Raw genomic sequence first — 17,185 nt, forward strand, 5'->3', positions numbered from 1 at the left:
CTCCGCGGATGCCGGAATGCGACTCTTGGTTTGCATCGATTGCTTGGTTCATATACTAATATATCACTATTGGGAGCAAGAATGCCCGCGCGCTCGCAGAAGACGTCCGATCTGCGTACCCCGTCCGGCGACCGCCGTGCCGGCCGGCCGCGCGCCGCGACCGCGGCCGCCCGCATCTACGCCGAGCTGCGTGCCGAGCTGGCCTCGCTGCAACGCCGGCCGGGCGAAGCGATCCTGGAATCCGAGATCGCGCGCTCCTACGGCGTCAGCCGCACGCCGGTGCGCGAGGCCATCCTGAAGCTTTCGGATGAGGGCCTGGTGGAGATCTTCCCGCAATCGGGCATCTTCGTGTCGCGCATCCCGCTGGCTGCACTGCCCGAGGCGATCATCATCCGCAGGTCGCTCGAGGAGACCACCACGCGCATGGCGACCGAGCGGGCCAGTTCCAGCCAGATCCTCGGCCTGCATTCCATCCTGGAGCGGCAGCGCGAGGCCGATGCGGCCGGAGATCGCGAAGCTTTCCATCAGGCCGATGAAGCCTTTCACGCCGCGATCGCTGATATCGCCGGGCACCCCGGCATCTGGCGGCTGATCCTCCAGGTCAAGCTTCATGTCGATCGCTTCCGGCGCCTCACTTTGCCGCAACGCGGGCGGATGGCGGAAGTGATCGCCGAGCACGAGGCCATCATGGCAGGCATCGAGGCGCGCGAACCGGCCGCCGCCAGTGCCGCCATGGTCAGACATCTCGAACGCCTGCTGGCCGATATCTCGGCGCCCCAGCACTACAATCCAGAGTTCTTCGACCAGCAAACCCAGCCAAGAAATTGAACCAGGACGACCGCGGCCGGACCACGAGCCGGGCATCAGGGAAGGAAACGACATGGACCAGGGACATCGATCGCAGCATCGCATTGCACGGCTCAACCGTCGCGACCTCTTCAGAATGGGCGCCGGCCTCGGCGCAGCGGCTGCGTTCGCAGCGCCCGCCCTTGCGCAATCGAAGGCGGTCTTCAAGGCATCCGACGTGCAGCCTCCCGGCTACCCGACCGTGGTCGCCACCGAAAGCCTCGGCAAGAAGCTGGCGGATGCAACCAACGGCCGTCTCTCAGTGCAGATGTTCCCGTCGATGCAGCTCGGCGGCGAGAAGGAAACCATCGAGCAGACCCAGATCGGCGCGATCCAGATGCTGCGCGTCAGTGCCGGCTCGATCGGTCCGATCGTCGATGAGATCAACGTCATCAACATGCCGTTCCTGTTCAAGAACACGGCGCATGCCGAAAAGATGATGGACGGCCCGATCGGCCAGGAACTGCTGGACAAGATCACCGCCAACGCCAACGCGAACCTGGTCGCGCTGTGCTGGATGAATTCCGGTGCGCGCAGCCTCTACAACACCAAGCACTCGATCAAGACGATCGCCGACGTCAAGGGCCTCAAGTTCCGCGTGATCGGCAATCCCATCTTCATCGACATGATGAACGCGCTCGGCGGCAACGGCGTCGCGATGGGCTACGATCAGGTGTTCAGCGCGCTGCAGACCGGCGTGATCGACGGCGCCGAGAACAATCCGCCGAGCTACGTCTTCAGCAATCACTACACGGTGGCGAAGCACTTCACGCTCACCGAGCATCTGATCGTTCCGGAGCTGTTGGTGTTCTCGAAACGCGCATGGTTTGCGCTTTCGGCCGACGACCAGGCGCTGATCAAGAAGCTTGCCCGCGAAGCGCAGATGGAGGAGCGCGTGCTCTGGAACAAGTACGAGCAGGAGGCGATGGAGAAAGCCAAGGTTGCCGGGTGCGAGATCGTCGAGATCGCCGACAAGACGCCGTTCCAGCAAGCGGTCAAGCCGGTCTGGGACAAATACGGTCCGAAATACCAGGACATGATCGCGCGCATCCAGTCAGCCTGACACAACGCGGAGCTCGACATGGTTGGATCGTATCGCCGCGCAATGGATTATCTCTACCTCGCCTGCGTCGTTACGGGCTGCACGGCACTGGTGCTGATCTCGGCCGTCATCCCCTGGGCGGTGTTCACACGCTACGTCCTGAACAGCGCCGCCTCCTGGCCCGAACCGCTGGCGGTCCTGCTCACCATCGTCGTGACCTTCATTGGTGCAGCGGCGGGCTATCGGCTCAACCTGCACATGAACGTCGGGTACTTCGCGGGCAAACTGCCTGACCGGTTGCGCTCCCTCGTCGATCTCCTCGTCCAGCTGCTGATGGGGATGATCGCACTGTTCATGATCGTCTGGGGCTGGCGACTGGTCGAAGTCACCTGGCACAATACCATCGCCGACTTCCCGTTCCTCTCGGTCGGCATCACCTATCTTCCGATCCCGATCGGCGGCTTGTGCCTGCTCGCATTCATCATCGAGCGGATTTTCCTCGGCGTGCCGCCCGACCCGATCGGGCCACACCACGAAATCTCCATCGACTGATCGCGAGGGGCCACGATGGATATCTTCATTCTGCTCGCGACCATGCTGGTCTGTTTCCTGATCGGCATGCCGATCGCCTACTCGCTGGCGATGGCGGCCATCGTCGGCGCGCTTTCGATCGGCATCCCGCTCGAAGCCGTCATGCTGAAGATCTCCGATGGCGTCAGCAAGGTCGCGATGCTGACCATCCCGTTCTTCGTGCTGGCCGGCGCGATCATGGCGGAAGGCGGCATGGCGCGACGCCTGGTGGCCTTTGCCGACGTGCTGGTCGGGCTCACGCGGCTGCGCGGCGGGCTTTCGATCGTCAACGTGCTTGCAACGACATTTCTGAGTGGCATTTCAGGATCAGCCGTCGCCGATACCTCGGCGATCGGTTCGGTGATGATCCCGCAGATGGAACGGAACGGATATCCGCGGGTCTTCGCCACCAATTTGACCATCACCTCCTCGGTCCAGGCGCTGCTGGTGCCGCCGAGCCACAATGCGGTGCTCTATTCGCTCGCCACCGGCGGCACCATTTCGATCAGCGCCTTGTTCATGGCGGGCGTCTTCCCCGGCCTGCTGCTCGGCTTTTCGCTGGTCATCCTGTGCGTCGCGGTCGCCTACCGCGAAGGGCACCCACGCGGCCAGACGGTGCCGGCAAAGGATGCGATCCGGATCACGATCGATGCCGCCTGGGGCCTGATCACGCTGGTCATCATCCTCGGCGGCATTCTGGGCGGCATCTTCACCGCGATCGAGGCTGGCGCCGTTGCCTGCATCTGGGCCTTCTTCGTCACCATGTTCATCTACCGCGATTATCGCTGGCGCGACCTGCCCGTGCTGCTGCACCGCACGCTGCGCACCGTGGCAATGGTGATGACATTGATCGCCTGCGCGTCCAGCGTCGGCTACATCATGGCGCTGACGCAGATGCCGGCCAAGATGACGGCGTTCTTCCTGTCGATCTCCGACAACAAATACGTCATCCTGCTCCTGATCAACGTCCTGCTGCTGGTGCTCGGCACGCTCGTCGACATGGCGCCATCGATCCTGATCGCAACGCCGATCCTGCTGCCGGTGATGAAGAATTTCGGCGTCGACCCGGTCCATTTCGGCATGATCATGCTGCTCAACCTCGGCATCGGCCTGTGCCATCCGCCGGTCGGGGCAATCCTGTTCGTCGGTTGCGCGGTCGGCAAGGTCACGATCGAGCAGGTCATGCGCAAGATCTGGCCGTTTTACGCCGTGATGTTCGCTGTCCTGATGTGCGTGACTTACCTGCCGGAGATCTCGCTGTGGTTGCCGCGGCAGCTTCAGGTGCTGCATTAGACAGAAGACGCGTCTTGCAAGGCTGCGGCAAACGCGGCAGCATCCAGGGTAGAAGCGCGCCTGCGCCAGCTCCGTCAAGAAAGGGCACCCGCATGAGGATCGTCGACCTGAGCCGGGAACTCTATCACCGCACCCCGAGCTATCCCGGTCATCCGCCGATCATGCACGGGATGTGGAAGGACCACGACGAGGCCTTTGCGGAATCCGGGAATGTCTACGGGCTGGCATCGATGTTCATCTCGATGCCCGACCATGGCGGCACGCACATCGATGCGCCCCGGCATTTCGGGCCGAGCGGCATCTCGATCGATCAGTATCCGCTGGAAAAATGCATCGTGCCCGGCATCTGCCTCGATCTGCGCCACATTGCGCCGCGCACCGAGATTACGCCTGCCGATCTCGAAACGGCCGTGACGGCAGCCGGGGTACCGGTGCCGAAGGGCGGCACTGTCCTGCTTTGCACCGGCCATCACGCACGGACATTTCCGGGCAAACAATATTCCACCGACAACCCCGGCGTGAACGTCGCGGCCACCGAATGGCTGGCCGGGCACGGTATCGTCCATTTCGGCATCGACTCGATGCGCCCAGGTCCCGACAGTGACGAGAACCTGCTCGTTCACAAGGCCTGTCTCGAGCTCGACATCACCCACATCGAAAGCCTGTGCAATCTCGAAGCATTGCTCGGCCAGGGACAGTTCACCTTTATCGGCCTGCCGATGAAATGGCGCGACGGAACAGCCTCGCCGATCCGCGCGGTGGCGGTGTTCGACCTGTAGCGTTGCGGAGAGACTGGGAAACCCGATGATGGACCGCAAAGCGTTCTTCCCGTCTCGCCGCTCAGTTCTGAAGGCTGGCACCGCACTCGCAGCCACTGGTTTTGCAAGGCGGACCAAAGCCGCCGGCTATCCCGAACGTCCGATCAAGATCATCGTGCCCTTCGCGCCGGGCGGCCCCACCGACATCATGGCCCGCATTCTCGGCACGCATCTTGGAGAGGCAGTGGGCGGCACGATCGTGGTCGAGAACCGTCCCGGCGGCGGCGGCAATATCGGGATCGGCATTGCCGCGCATGGCGAGCCGGACGGCTATACGCTCCTGATCACGTCCAGCGCTTTTGTCGTCAATCCCGGCCTCTACGCCAAGATCCCATACGATCCCGACAAGGACTTTGCCGCCATCGCCGAGCTCGGCACCTCGCCGAATGTGATCCTGGCCAATCCGAAACTCGGGATCAATTCGGTCGCCGAGCTGATCGCGCGTGCGAAGGCCAACCCGGATGAGCTGAACTATGCGAGCCCGGGCCTCGGCACGACGCCGCATCTGGCAGGCGAGTTGTTCAAGATCGTCGGCCGCATCCAGATGACCCATGTTCCGTTCTCCGGAGCCGGGCCTGCGATCCAGGCGATCCTCGGCGGAACGACGCAGATTGCGTTTGCCGCGCTGCCGCCTGCGCATCCCCATATCGAATCCGGTGCGCTGAAGGCACTCGCTGTGACCGGAGCGCACCGGTGGTTCGACCTGCCTGACGTGCCGACCATGGTCGAGCTCGGCTACACGGACTTCATCTCGGACACGTTTCAGGGATTTCTCGCTCCGGCAAGGACACCTGCGTCCATCGTCGAGCTGCTGACGGCAAAATCGATCGCGATCCTGAAAACGCCTGCCATCGCCGACCAATTGCGCAATGACGGCTTCGAGGTGCTTGCGAACGGTCCCGACGGCATGCGCAGGCGCATCACCGATGAAGTGCCGAAGTGGCGCGATATCATCGCGAAAGCCGGGATCAAGCCGGTCTGACCGGATCAAGATTGCGCGACACGCGCAGCGTGTGCCTTGCGACCGTTTCCCTGCCTCCCTACGGTGCGTCCCACCAAAAACAAGGATCAGGGAGGCGATTGTTATGACGACAAGGCGGGATTTCCTGAAGGTCGGCGCGACGGCGGCCGCCGGCATCGTGTTCTGCAGCTGCGGGCTCGTGCACAACGCACATGCACAGCAGCCGCGGCAGACGCTGCCTGTCTCGGTCAACGGCAAGCGCGTCAAGACCATCGACGTTCACTCGCACTGCCATTTCCGCGAAGCCGGTGCCCTGCTCGGTGCCGATGCGGCAAAATTCCAGTTGCCGCCGGTCAATGGCGCGGCCGAAGCCTTTATCGAAATCGACAAGCGCCTCGCTGCAATGGACGCGCAAGCCGTCGACATGGAGGTGCTCTCGATCAATCCATTCTGGTACGACCGGGATCGCGATCTTGCCGGGAAGATCGTCAAGATTCAGAACGAGAAACTCGCCGAACTGTGCGGCTCGAAGCCCGACCGGTTTGCGGCCTTCGCGTCGCTGACGCTGCAGGCGCCGGACCTTGCCGTCCAGGAGCTGGAGACGGCCGTGAAGAAGCAAGGGCTGAAGGGCGCTGCGATCGGCGGCGTCGTCGACGGGGTCGAATTCTCCGATCCGAAATTTCATCCGGTATGGGCGAAAGCGGAGGAACTCGGCGTCCCCCTGTTCATCCACCCACAGGGCGTGCCCGAGTTGAACAAGCGCCTTTCGGGCAATGGCTGGCTTGGCAACACGATCGGCAATCCGCTGGAGACGACGATCGCCCTCTCCCACCTGATCTTCGAGGGTACGCTCGACCGCTTCCCGGGACTGAAGGTGATTGCCGCGCATGGTGGCGGCTATCTCGGCTCCTATGCCGATCGCTCGGATCACCCTTGCCTGGTCGGGCCGAAGGGATGCAACCCCGAGATCAAGCTCAAGAAGGCGCCGACCGAGTACCTCAAGCAGATCTATTTCGACTCGCTGATCTTCACGCCTGAAGCGATCCGACACCTCGCCGCTCAGGTCGGCGCGAGCCAGATCGTGCTGGGCAGCGACTATCCCTATCCCTGGGAATTGGCACCGGTCGACCGCATCTTTGCCAGCTCATCGCTGAGCGACGACGACAAGGCCGACATTCTCGGCCGTACCGCGGCAAGACTGCTGGGCATTTCCGCCTGAGGGGCTCGGCCCGTCACCCATTGGCGACCCGAATGACAGTCGTCGTGCAATGAGGCGCGACGACTGCATGGGCCGTCAGTTGGCTTTCACCGCCTGGATTGCGTTGCTCGGCTGGGCCATTTGTGCCGGGCGCACGATGTTGGGCACCAGATCGGAGCCGACGCCTTCCGATCCGACGAACTCGGCCTGCGCCGCGTCCGAGATCCATTTGACCGCCGCCGGGTGACTGACCGCCATACCGATCAATGCGACGAGAACGAGCAGGGGCAGAGCGACGAGCTTGATGCTGAAACTCTGATAGTTGGTCTGCTCGTCCTGATGCTGCCGCTTGTCGAAAGAGCCGTGCATGGATTCCTCCACATTGCGGATGAGCTCCCCCCACGTCACTTATCGCAGTGCATGCAAAGCCGCTGTGAACGGCTTCACAGGCTTGCCCAATTCACCCCTTCGTGAGGCCTTGGACCGGCTATTCGCCGTCGTTCGATCCAGCGTCGACCAGTTCCTGAAGCGACTCCGGCTTCAGCACGACAATCGCACCGTGTTCGAGCCTGACCCAGCCGCGCGCCGCCCATGCCCGGAGTTGCTTGTTGATGCTCTCGCGGGTCATGCCAACCATCTCGCTGATCTCCTGCTGGGTGATCGAGATGGTGCGGCCCTGGGGTTCGCGCTTGTGCTTGTCACTCAGGCGCAGCAGCGCGTTGGCGAGCCGGCCCGGCAGGTCCAGCAGGATGACCTGCTCGACCTGGTCGCTGGTCCAGCGCAGGCGCGCGCAGAGCAGCTCGATGAACTTCATCGCAAGCGTCGGCTGGCTGCGCACGAACGGAATGAATTCGCGCCGGTCGATGACGAACAGCTCGCAATTGGAGTTGGCTGTGGCGTCGGCCGTCCGCGACCGGCCGTCGAGCAGCGCAATCTCGCCAAAAATCTCTCCGGCCTCGATCAGGTTCAAAATCGCATTGCGACCATCCGGCGACGAGATGCTGATCTTGACGGTGCCAGATATCACCGCGATCAGGGTGTTACCCGGATCGCCCTTGGAGAAGATCGCCGTCCCCCGCTTCAATGTGATGTGCTTGGCGTAGCGGCAGAGCTGGTCGAAGGCCTCGGGCTCGAGATCGGCGAAATAGGGGTGCTTGCGCAGCACCGACAGCTTGCTGTTTGAAAACGGCGGCGCGCCGACAGGTCTTTCTATGGGCAGCGCACCGGTCATCGTGATCCAGACAGATTGTGTTGAGTAAATTCGGCCCGCCGCGTGGACAGGACACCGACCTAGTCATCAATCAATGAAAGCGGAGGGACTATAGCCCTGCCGAAGGCTCACAGCAACAAACGTCGGCACCGCCGGCCCGGCGGCGCGAGGAAATGGCCCGAATACAACTTTTAGTAAAATACTAGATTCTAGATAACTCTTGATTGCGAACAGGCCGTCCGGCGTCGAGTGCCCGCCACATGCGCCGGTCACAATCTCGCCTGACGAAACCGGCATCGATCCAAACGCTACGGATGCGACCTCGGGACCCGGAGGGTCGATCGCCCTCAACCGATCTGCGCTGCGGCCCCGTCAATCGTCGGCTGACCGAAAAAGGGACGCCTCATTTTTCAGCTCGGCAATCAACTTAACCAAGTACAAACCTTGTGCATGATCCGCGTGGGCGATCAGGCTCAGGCAACCCACTCTTCATCAACTTCGGCCAGTTTCCCCTCAAAACAGGGAGTACAAAACAGTGCCGCAGATCTGGATGACCTATCGCGAAATCGCTGACATGCTGGGTTGCGACGAGGAGATCGCGCGCGCCGCAACCATGCAGCGCACGCTCGACCGAAAGAGGAGCCGCGATGGACTGACCCGCGTCAAGCTCGATTCCGAGCTGACCGCGAGGTTCATTGCCGCGATCCGCGACGCTGACGAAAGCCTGGATCAAGCCGTCCGCGCTCTTCGCAACATGCACCAGACGATGTCGCGCATCGATCGGACGACCATCGGACACGCTCACGACCATCCCGGAATGACCGCCTTGGGATAGGCGGCCGACCACCTCACAGCAACTTGCCGTCAGGTCCAAAGAACGGGTGCGGCCCATCGAACCGGCCGATCGGAATCTGGTGTGTAACCAGTTGCCCGAAGCCCTCGCCCGGAAACCAGGCGTGAAGGTGGAATGCAGCCGGCTCCACCTTGAACGACGGCTCACGGAGCTGGCCGAGGTCCAGGTCGACGGCGTGGTTGGGCGCGGGACAAATGGTCACGGCAATCCCGCCGATGGTGGTCAACATGGCACGATGAACGTGTCCGCATGCGATCAACCGCGCACGCGGGTGACGCCCGACAACAGCCAGCAACTCGTCCGCATTGAACAGGTCCTGTCGATCCATGTGCCAGATGCCGCCCTTGAATGGCGGGTGATGCAGGAAAATCAGCGCCGGCCGATCGGCCGCCGTCGCCAGCATGGCGTCGAGCCATTGCAGCGTGGAGGTTTCGAGCATGCCGTGCGGCTTGCCCGGCACGCTGGAGTCGAGCAGCAGGAGATCGAGGCTGGGTAGCTCGATTTTCTGGTCGAGCGGACCGGTGGCATGAGCAAAGGACGCGGCCGGAAAGGCGGCGCGCATCAGCTCGCGCGAGTCGTGATTGCCGGGAATGCCAGCAAAGGGAAGCCCGAGCGGCGCAAGCAGTCGTTTGAGATAGTCGTATTCCTCGCTGGTCGGCGTATCAACGAGATCGCCCGAGATGACCACGAAATCCGGCGCAGGCTCGAAGGCGTTCAGCGCTGCGACGCATCGTTCGAGCGCCTTCGCGGTGTCGACCCGGCCATAGGCGAGCGCGCCGGGCGGCTTGATGTGAAGATCGGAGATCTGGGCGATGAGAACCGGCTTCGACGACATCGGGATACTCACTGGTCGGACGGCAGCACGCGAACGGCTTCGGGGGCAATCGAAAGCCCGATTCGATCGCCGGCCTTGGCTTGAATCGTATTGGGGGCATCGACATTGAGCGGCCTGGGTGATGCACCACTGACGACGATCCGTTGTCGATCTCCGACGAAGCTGACGGCGTCGATGACACCGGCCAGCAATCCCGCTCCAGGCCCGACCACCTGAATGGTCTCCGGACGGATCATGACCGCCGCCTCCGCGATCGTGATGTCGCCTCCGATCGGCAGCCGCCCACCCGGCAGGACCAGCTCACCCTTTTCGATGGGGGCTTCAATGATGTTGGCCGCTCCGATGAATTCCGCCACGAAACGATCCCTTGGCGCGAAGTAGACCTCGCGCGGCGTCCCGATCTGGGCGATCGCGCCCTTCCGCATCACGACGATGCGATCACCCAGTTCCATGGCTTCGGCCTGGTCGTGCGTGACATAGATCGTGGTGATCCCGAGCGCACGCAGCAGCCGATTGAGCTCGCCGCGCAGTCGCTCGCGCAAGGCGGCGTCAAGCGCCGTCAAAGGCTCGTCGAGCAGCAGGATGCGGGGCCGGATTGCGACAGCGCGCGCCAAGGCGACGCGCTGGCGCTGACCGCCGGACAGCTGGTCGATCCGGCGGCTTTCCAATCCCGTGATGTTCGTCAGCGCCACCAGCTCCGCGACGCGTGCGGCGCGTTCGTCCCTGGCGACACCGCGAAGCTTCAGCCCATAGGCGATATTGTCCGCGACCGTCATGTTGGGAAACAGGGCGTAGGACTGAAACACCATCCCGACATTGCGCCGCTCGATCGGGACTGACGTCATATCCTTGCCGTCGAACAACACCTTGCCGCCGGGATCGGGCAGCTCGAGGCCCGCGATGATGCGCAGCATGGTGGTCTTGCCGCAGCCGGACGGCCCGAGCAGCACCAGCGTTTCGCCGCGCGCAATGTCGAGGGTTGCGGGATCGAGGGCGCGGGTGCCGTCGACAAATGTCTTGCCGCAGGCTTCGATCCGCACCGCTGCACCGTGCCCGACCGTACTCATCGCTTGCGATCCCTGTCGGCGAGCAGCTGCATCGCAACCAGCAGCGGGATGATCATCACGAAGAAGATCAGGGTGTAGGCGGAGGCCACTTCGAGCCGCATCGAGGCGTAGCTGTCGGCAAGCCCGACCGGCAACGTCTTGGTCAGCGGCGTGTGCAGCATCCAGGTCAGGTTGAATTCGCCAAGCGACAACGTAACGACCATCAGCGCGCCGGCGAGAATCCCCGGCACGGCATTCGGCACGATCACGTCGTAGAAGCGTCGCCATGGCGAGGCGCCCAGCGAAGCCGCGCCTTCATCCAGCGGCGTGATGTCGACGGTTGCGAACACCGCCATCACCGACCGCACCATGAACGGCATGGTGAAGATGACGTGGCCGACCAGGATGAAGAGCCAGGAGCGGCGAAAGTCGCCAAATCCGCCGTAGGCAAGCAGCAGCGCCAGCGCAATTGCAAGTCCGGGGATCGCGAGCGGCAGCGTGATGATCTCCTCGACGATCCGCGCGAGTCTGCCGCCGCGCACCTGCAACGCATAGGCCGCGGGAACGCCGACAAGCAGCGTCACCACCAACGTCGCGAACGCAATCACGAAGGACAACAGGATCGTTCCGGCATAGAGCTCCCAGACCTGCACGACCCACCGCAAGGTCACGCCGGACTGGATGCCCCGGAAATAGTTGACGGTGACGCCGGCGGAAATCGAAAGCACCGCGGGCACCACCAGGAACGCCGCAACGAGCAAGGTGAAGACGAACTGGCTCGCGAAAATCAGGCGGTCACGCATGCTTCACCCGGCCGCGGCGACTGCGCCACCGCTGAACGAGCGGGTAAGCGCCAGGATCAGCCAGGTGATCAAGCCAAGTCCCACCGAGAGCGACGCCGACGTTGCGAAGTTCGCGGCCAGCGTGAACTCCGTGTAGATCAGCATCGGCAGCACGTCGATGTTGGTTGCCAACGTGAAGGCGGTACCGAATGCGCCCATCGCCGTCGCGAACGCGATCGCGCCGGAGGCGACGAAGGCCGGCATCAACGCCGGCAGCACGACGTCGCGCTGTACCGCCCACGGGCTCGCGCCAAGCGAGCGCGCGGCCTCTTCCAGGCCGACATCGAGCTTCTGCACCGCGGCCATGATGGTGAGGATCACACGTGGGATGGAGAAGTAGAGATAGCCGAGGAAAAGGCCGGACATCGAATAGGCAAACACGATCTTCTCGCCGAACAGGCGGTTCGACACGTCGCCGATCAGCCCTTGCCGTCCGGCCAGCAGAATGATCATGAAGCCGACCACGACGCCGGGAAACGCCAACGGGAAAGTCAGCATCGCGATCAAGACCGCGCGCCCTGGAAAACGGTGCCGCTGCAGAAACGTGCCCGCAATCGTGGCGACGATCAGCGTGACAATGGTGGTTGCCGCCGCCAGCAGCACCGTGTTGAGCAGCGTCGCCCGATAGCGCGGTTCGGCGAGAATCGCGAGATATCCAGCGAGCCCCCGCGGGCCTTCGGCGCCGACCACCACCAGCCGGGCCATCGGCAGCAGGAAAAATGCTGACGTCACGACCGCGAGCGGCAGCAGGCAGAGCCAGACGAAGGAGTTTCGCGACATGGTGAGAAATGGTGCCCCGGGGGAGGAGCACCATATTGCCTCAGCGGACCTCGGCGAGATAGCGGTCGACGAAGGCTTTTTGCACGTTTTCCATCTCGCCCCAGTCCACGCTCTTGGCGCGGGCGTAGTCGCTGTCGGGGAGGAATTTGCCCTTGACGGAGGCCGGCAGATCGATCGGCCGGGCCGGACGCAGATAGGCATTGGTCCAGATCGCCTGCCCCTTGTCGGAGAGAAGATAGTCCATCACCTTCTTGGCCTTCTCCTTGTCGGGCGCGTTCTTCACGAGGCCAACGACATAAGGAAACACCACCGAGCCTTCACAGGGAATGACGAACTCGAAGTTGCCCTTTTCCGAGTATTTCGCGCGGTAGGCGTTGAAATCGTAGTCGAACAGGATCGGCATCTCACCGGAGACGACACGGGCATAGGACGTCTGTTTGGGCACGATCGGATCGTTCTTGCGCAGTTCCTTGAAGAAATTGATCGCCGGATCGAAATTGCTCGGTGACCCGCCCAGCGCCAGATTGACGGCGACGGCGCCGACATAACCGACGGCTGCCGATGACGGGTCGAGATAGCCGACCATGCCCTTGTAATCGGGTTTCAGCAGATCCTTCCAGCACGCGGGCACCGGCTTGCCGCCGAGGGCATCCTTGTTGACGAACAGACCAAGCGTGCCGGAATGGATCGTGGTCCAGTAGCCATCGGGATCCTTGAGCCCGGCCGGGACTTGATCCCAATGCGCCGGCTTGTAGGGCTCGAGCGCATCCTGGGCCTTGGCCTTCATGCCGAAGGTGACGCCGAAATAGCCGATGTCGCCGACCGGATTGCTCTTCTCAGCGAGGATCTGGGCGAGCGCCTGGCCGGAATTCTTGTTGTCATGCGGGATATCGTAGTCGAGATCGGCCTTGATCGCCTTCAGCATCGAAGCCCAGTCCGCCCATTCCGGCGGGCAATTGTAGCAGATCACGTCGGCCGCCCTCGCGGATTGCCACGGCGCGATCAGCGTCAGCGCCAGCAAGGCAAGGACAAGGCGGACGGTCTTCATGGGAGGCTCCGGATTGGCGGGGAAGGCAATGAGGATTTCAACATCAACCGGGCGATCAAGTATAGGCCGCGCATGAAGGTTTTGCGACGCGCTTGCTGCTGTGCAGCAAAAGGCTGCCCCGATGCCGGTGAGGTGCTGCGGCAGGCAGCCGTTTTACGCTAGGCTGCCGACCAAAAGAGGAAGCGCCCATGTACCAGCCGCCCGGCGTCAAGACATCGCCCGACCTTGCCATTTCCGATCAGATGAAAGCCTGGGTCCTCGGTGACCCCGACCAGTTGCTCCTGCGCGACAAGCCGACGCCGGTCCCCTCGCGCGCCGAGGTGCTGGTCCGCATCGACGCCGTCGCGATCTGCGCCACCGATCTCGAGATCATCCATGCAGGCTCGCCGGCGAGCATTCAGGGCGGCCTCCCCTTCAACAAGAATTTTACGCCGGGCCACGAGTATATGGGCACGGTTGCCGCACTCGGACCCGCAGTCGACGAGTTCAGGATCGGCGAACGGGTCAGCGTGGAAATTCATGCCGGCTGCGGCCAGTGCAAGCGCTGCCGCCAGGGCATGTATACGTCCTGCCTGAACTATGGAAAGCCCGAGAAGGGACACCGCGCCAACGGCTTTACGACCGACGGCGGCTTCGCCGAATACGCGATCAATCACATCAACACGCTGGCGCGCGTGCCCGATACCATGAGCGACGCGGAAGCAACGCTCGTGGTGACCGCCGGGACGTCGATGTATGGCTTGACGGAATTGGGGGGATTGGTTGCCGGCGAGAGCGTCGCCGTGATCGGCCCCGGGCCGATCGGACTGCTCGCGGTGGCCGTCGCCAAGGCGCTCGGCGCCAGTCCGGTGATCCTCACCGGAACGCGCAACAAGCGGCTTGCGATTGGCGAAGGGCTGGGTGCCGATCGCGTCATCAACATCAATGATGAAGATGCAGTGGCGGTCGTGAAGCAGCTGACTGGCGGGAGCGGCGCCGACTATGTCGTCGAATGCGCCGGGACCGAAGCGACGCTCAACCAGGCCATCCACATGACCAACCGCGGCGGCAAGATCTGCCTGGCCGCCTTCCCGCACGAAGCCGCAACGCTGGACATCGCGCATCTGGTGCGGAACAACATCTATGCTTACGGCATCCGTGGCGAGGGTCGCAGCGCCACCCATCGCGCGATGGAATTGATGGCCGAGAAGCGGTTCGACGCCACCAAGATACACACGCATACATTCCCGCTGGCCGACCTGCCGACCGCGCTGCGCTATGCGCGCGATCGCGTGGACGATGCAATCAAGGTGGTCGTCACCAATCGTAAAGACGCTGCGATCGCAAGCGCCGCGGAGTAGTTCTCTTCCAAGGCACCGCAGTGATGGAGCTCCCTCACACCGAGCAGTAGCGCTCCTTGATCTCGTCGTCGGCGAGCAAAGCCTGCGCCGATGCTTGATGTACCACCGAGCCTTGATCGAGCACATAGGCGCGGTCGGCGATGTCGAGCGCAAGCTCGACATTTTGCTCGACCAGGAGGACGGTCGTCCCCTGCGCCTTCATGCTGCGGAACAACGCAAACATCTCGTCCACGAGAACCGGCATGATGCCTTCGGACGGCTCATCCAGCATGATCAGGTCGGGCTTCGCGATCATCGCGCGGGCAATCGCCAGCATCTGCTGCTCGCCGCCGGACATGGTGACGGCCTCCTGATCCATGCGTTCCGCCAACCTTGGGAAAATCCCCGCGATATCGCCGATCAGTTCGGCCTCGCGCTTCTTCTGCGGTGACGCGACGAGGCCGAGCCGTAGATTCTCACGCACCGACAGGCCCTGCACAATCCGCCGCTCCTCCGGCACATAGGCGAGCCCCAGTGCAAAGCGCGTATGCGCCGGCCGCTGCAGTAGCTCCTGGCCCTTGAAGATGACCGAGCCTCTCGTTCGATCCATCAGGCCCATGATGGATTTCAGCGTGGTGGTCTTGCCCGCGCCGTTGCGACCGATCAGGCAGACGATTTCTCCCCTGGCAACTTCCAGGCTGATGTCCTGCAACGCATGGCTTGCGCCATACCAGGCATTGAGCTTGCTGATCTGCAGCATCCGTCAATGCTCCCGCTGTCCTAGGTAGACGCGCTTCACCGCTTCGTTCTGCCGGACCTCCTGCGGCGTTCCCTCGGCAAGCAGCTCGCCGTGATGCAGCACGAGGATACGGTCGCTGATCCCGAGCACCAACTTCATCTTGTGCTCGACCAGGATCACGGTGCGTTCCTTGGCAAGCTTTACGATCAGATCCATCATCGTCCGGGTTTCTTCCGGGCTCATCCCTGCGGTCGGCTCGTCCAGCAACAGCAAGCGCGGCTGACTGGCCAAGGCCATGCCGATCTCCAGCGCTCGCTGCTCGCCATGCGCCAGCGTCTTGGCCGCGCGTTCGCGGGCCTCCCATAACCCAACCAGAGCAAGCAGCTCATCCGCACGCGCGACCAGCTCGCTCAGGCGAGCGCGCGGTCGCCAGATGTCGTATCGCGACACCAGCGCCTGCAGGCCGACCCGGATGTTCTCGCGCGTCGTGAGCTGGGGAAAGACGCTGGTGATCTGAAAAGATTTCGCGATCCCCATATGCGCGAAGCGATGCTGCGGCAGCCCGGTGACATCCCTGCCCTCGAACTCGACGTGGCCGCTCGAGGGCGGGAAGGCGCCACAGAGCAGGTTGAAGTAGGTGCTCTTCCCGGCCCCATTCGGACCGATGATGGAGGTGATCTTCCCCTTGGAGAACTCCGCCGAGATATTGTTCAGCGCGACAAACTTCCCGAACGTCTTGCCGATGCCCCTGGTGCGCAGGATGACTTCGCCTGACTGTGCTGCAATGACGGTCATCGTTTGCTCCGCGCGATCAACGTGCCCCAGATCCCGGCCGGGAAGAACAGCACACATGCGACGAAGATCGCGCCGACGATCAATTGCCAGTGCACGGTCCACACCGAGACCACGTTCTCCAGGACGAGGAAAACTGCCGCACCGATCATCGGCCCGAAGAACGTCCCCATGCCGCCCAGCAGCGCAATCATCACCACGAGCCCCGACGTCTCGTAGTGCAGGATCTCGATCGGCACGATGGAGAGATGAAGCGCCTGCAACGCACCGGCGAGACCGCAGAAGCCGCCTGAGAGCACGAAGGTCAGCAACCGGGTCAGAGTGACGTCGTAGCCCGATGCGCGCGCCCGCATCTCGTTCTCGCGCACCGCCTCGATGACGGCACCGAACGGAGACGCCAGGATGCGAGACATCACGAAAAAAGCGGCGATCACGAACGCCGCGATGACATAGTAGCGCGCCATCGGATTGATGAAGTCGATCCTCAGGCCGAACAGGTCGATGGTGCGGATGTTGATGCCGCGAAGGCCGTTCTCGCCGCCGGTCCAGTCGACGGCCTGATAGAACAGGTAGTAGACGCATTGCGACAGCGCCATCGTCACCATCGCAAAGTAGATTCCGCGGGTGCGGATCGCCAGCACGCCGATCAGCAGCGCCATCAACAACCCGCCAAGAACGCCGGCCGCGATCGCCGCGTACCACGGCCAACCGAAATGGACGACCGCAATGCCGCAGAGATAGGCGCCGGTCCCGAACAGCGCCGCATGACCGAACGACAGCAGCCCCAGATATCCGAACACAAGGTTGAATCCGAGTGCATACAGCCCGTAGATCAGGATGTTCACCGCCAGAGCCGTGAACGGCATCAGCAGAGGGAAAATCAGGATCACCACGGCTGCGATGCTGGCGCGATGGCGCGTCGCGAATTCGTACCAACCGGCGGAGGTGGCACGAGGCTGCTTGATGGACTCGGTGGCTTCGGTCATGCCCGGT

General features: G+C 62.9%; 19 protein-coding genes. 9 read left to right on the forward strand and 10 right to left on the reverse strand.

Annotated elements, in window-relative coordinates; all coding sequences use genetic code 11:
- Positions 1–81: 81 nt before the first annotated feature.
- From IC762_RS25265 to IC762_RS25295, 7 genes are all read left to right on the forward strand, one after another.
- Positions 82–828: a GntR family transcriptional regulator gene (locus IC762_RS25265; RefSeq protein WP_195784914.1), complete on the forward strand. Its 747-nt coding sequence runs from the start codon at positions 82–84 to the stop codon at positions 826–828.
- A gap of 52 nt (positions 829–880) precedes the next feature.
- A complete protein-coding gene (locus IC762_RS25270; RefSeq protein ID WP_246801227.1) occupies positions 881–1,909 on the forward strand; it encodes a TRAP transporter substrate-binding protein in 1,029 nt (342 codons plus the stop codon).
- Positions 1,910–1,927: 18 nt separating this feature from the next.
- Complete coding sequence (locus IC762_RS25275; RefSeq protein WP_195784915.1) at positions 1,928–2,440, forward strand: TRAP transporter small permease; 513 nt, start codon at positions 1,928–1,930, stop codon at positions 2,438–2,440.
- Between the two features lie 15 nt (positions 2,441–2,455).
- Positions 2,456–3,751, forward strand: coding sequence for a TRAP transporter large permease (locus IC762_RS25280; protein WP_195784916.1), 1,296 nt, complete (start codon positions 2,456–2,458; stop codon positions 3,749–3,751).
- A 92-nt stretch (positions 3,752–3,843) separates the two neighbouring features.
- Entirely contained in the window at positions 3,844–4,530 is a 687-nt protein-coding gene (locus IC762_RS25285; RefSeq protein WP_195784917.1) for a cyclase family protein, read from the forward strand.
- A gap of 25 nt (positions 4,531–4,555) precedes the next feature.
- Complete coding sequence (locus IC762_RS25290) at positions 4,556–5,551, forward strand: Bug family tripartite tricarboxylate transporter substrate binding protein (protein ID WP_195784918.1); 996 nt, start codon at positions 4,556–4,558, stop codon at positions 5,549–5,551.
- A 103-nt stretch (positions 5,552–5,654) separates the two neighbouring features.
- Positions 5,655–6,749, forward strand: coding sequence for an amidohydrolase family protein (locus IC762_RS25295; RefSeq protein WP_195784919.1), 1,095 nt, complete (start codon positions 5,655–5,657; stop codon positions 6,747–6,749).
- A 75-nt stretch (positions 6,750–6,824) separates the two neighbouring features.
- Here IC762_RS25295 and IC762_RS25300 read toward each other — a convergent pair whose 3' ends face one another.
- The gene (locus IC762_RS25300; protein ID WP_195784920.1) at positions 6,825–7,097 is read right to left on the reverse strand and encodes a hypothetical protein; all 273 of its coding nucleotides are present in this window, start codon (positions 7,095–7,097) and stop codon (positions 6,825–6,827) included.
- Between the two features lie 118 nt (positions 7,098–7,215).
- Positions 7,216–7,959, reverse strand: coding sequence for a Crp/Fnr family transcriptional regulator (locus IC762_RS25305; protein WP_195784921.1), 744 nt, complete (start codon positions 7,957–7,959; stop codon positions 7,216–7,218).
- 514 nt (positions 7,960–8,473) lie between these two features.
- Here IC762_RS25305 and IC762_RS25310 point away from each other — a divergent pair.
- The gene (locus IC762_RS25310; protein WP_195784922.1) at positions 8,474–8,773 is read left to right on the forward strand and encodes a hypothetical protein; all 300 of its coding nucleotides are present in this window, start codon (positions 8,474–8,476) and stop codon (positions 8,771–8,773) included.
- Between the two features lie 13 nt (positions 8,774–8,786).
- Here IC762_RS25310 and IC762_RS25315 read toward each other — a convergent pair whose 3' ends face one another.
- Genes IC762_RS25315 through IC762_RS25335 form a run of 5 tightly spaced genes read right to left on the reverse strand, consistent with a single transcriptional unit; the run spans position 8,787 to position 13,342 of the window.
- Positions 8,787–9,626, reverse strand: coding sequence for a phosphodiesterase (locus IC762_RS25315; protein WP_195784923.1), 840 nt, complete (start codon positions 9,624–9,626; stop codon positions 8,787–8,789).
- Between the two features lie 8 nt (positions 9,627–9,634).
- A complete protein-coding gene (locus IC762_RS25320) occupies positions 9,635–10,693 on the reverse strand; it encodes an ABC transporter ATP-binding protein (RefSeq protein WP_195784924.1) in 1,059 nt (352 codons plus the stop codon).
- The gene (locus IC762_RS25325) at positions 10,690–11,475 is read right to left on the reverse strand and encodes an ABC transporter permease (RefSeq protein WP_195784925.1); all 786 of its coding nucleotides are present in this window, start codon (positions 11,473–11,475) and stop codon (positions 10,690–10,692) included. The genes IC762_RS25320 and IC762_RS25325 overlap by 4 nt, the downstream gene beginning before the upstream one ends.
- 3 nt (positions 11,476–11,478) lie before the next feature.
- Entirely contained in the window at positions 11,479–12,294 is an 816-nt protein-coding gene (locus IC762_RS25330; RefSeq protein ID WP_195784926.1) for an ABC transporter permease, read from the reverse strand.
- Between the two features lie 40 nt (positions 12,295–12,334).
- Positions 12,335–13,342, reverse strand: a complete 1,008-nt coding sequence (locus tag IC762_RS25335; RefSeq protein WP_195784927.1) for an ABC transporter substrate-binding protein — start codon at positions 13,340–13,342, stop codon at positions 12,335–12,337.
- A 188-nt stretch (positions 13,343–13,530) separates the two neighbouring features.
- Between IC762_RS25335 and IC762_RS25340 the strand changes: the two genes are divergently transcribed.
- Positions 13,531–14,682 (forward strand): zinc-dependent alcohol dehydrogenase, encoded by a 1,152-nt coding sequence (locus tag IC762_RS25340; protein ID WP_195784928.1) that lies wholly within the window; start codon positions 13,531–13,533, stop codon positions 14,680–14,682.
- A gap of 34 nt (positions 14,683–14,716) precedes the next feature.
- On the opposite strand, the gene IC762_RS25345 is transcribed toward IC762_RS25340, so the two are convergent.
- Genes IC762_RS25345 through IC762_RS25355 form a run of 3 tightly spaced genes read right to left on the reverse strand, consistent with a single transcriptional unit; the run spans position 14,717 to position 17,178 of the window.
- On the reverse strand, positions 14,717–15,421 hold the full coding sequence (locus IC762_RS25345) for an ABC transporter ATP-binding protein (protein ID WP_195784929.1): 705 nt from the start codon (positions 15,419–15,421) through the stop codon (positions 14,717–14,719).
- Positions 15,422–15,424: 3 nt separating this feature from the next.
- On the reverse strand, positions 15,425–16,195 hold the full coding sequence (locus IC762_RS25350) for an ABC transporter ATP-binding protein (protein WP_195784930.1): 771 nt from the start codon (positions 16,193–16,195) through the stop codon (positions 15,425–15,427).
- On the reverse strand, positions 16,192–17,178 hold the full coding sequence (locus IC762_RS25355; RefSeq protein WP_195784931.1) for a branched-chain amino acid ABC transporter permease: 987 nt from the start codon (positions 17,176–17,178) through the stop codon (positions 16,192–16,194). The genes IC762_RS25350 and IC762_RS25355 overlap by 4 nt, the downstream gene beginning before the upstream one ends.
- Positions 17,179–17,185 lie beyond the last annotated feature (7 nt).

It is taken from the genome of Bradyrhizobium genosp. L (assembly GCF_015624485.1).
GTDB lineage: Bacteria > Pseudomonadota > Alphaproteobacteria > Rhizobiales > Xanthobacteraceae > Bradyrhizobium.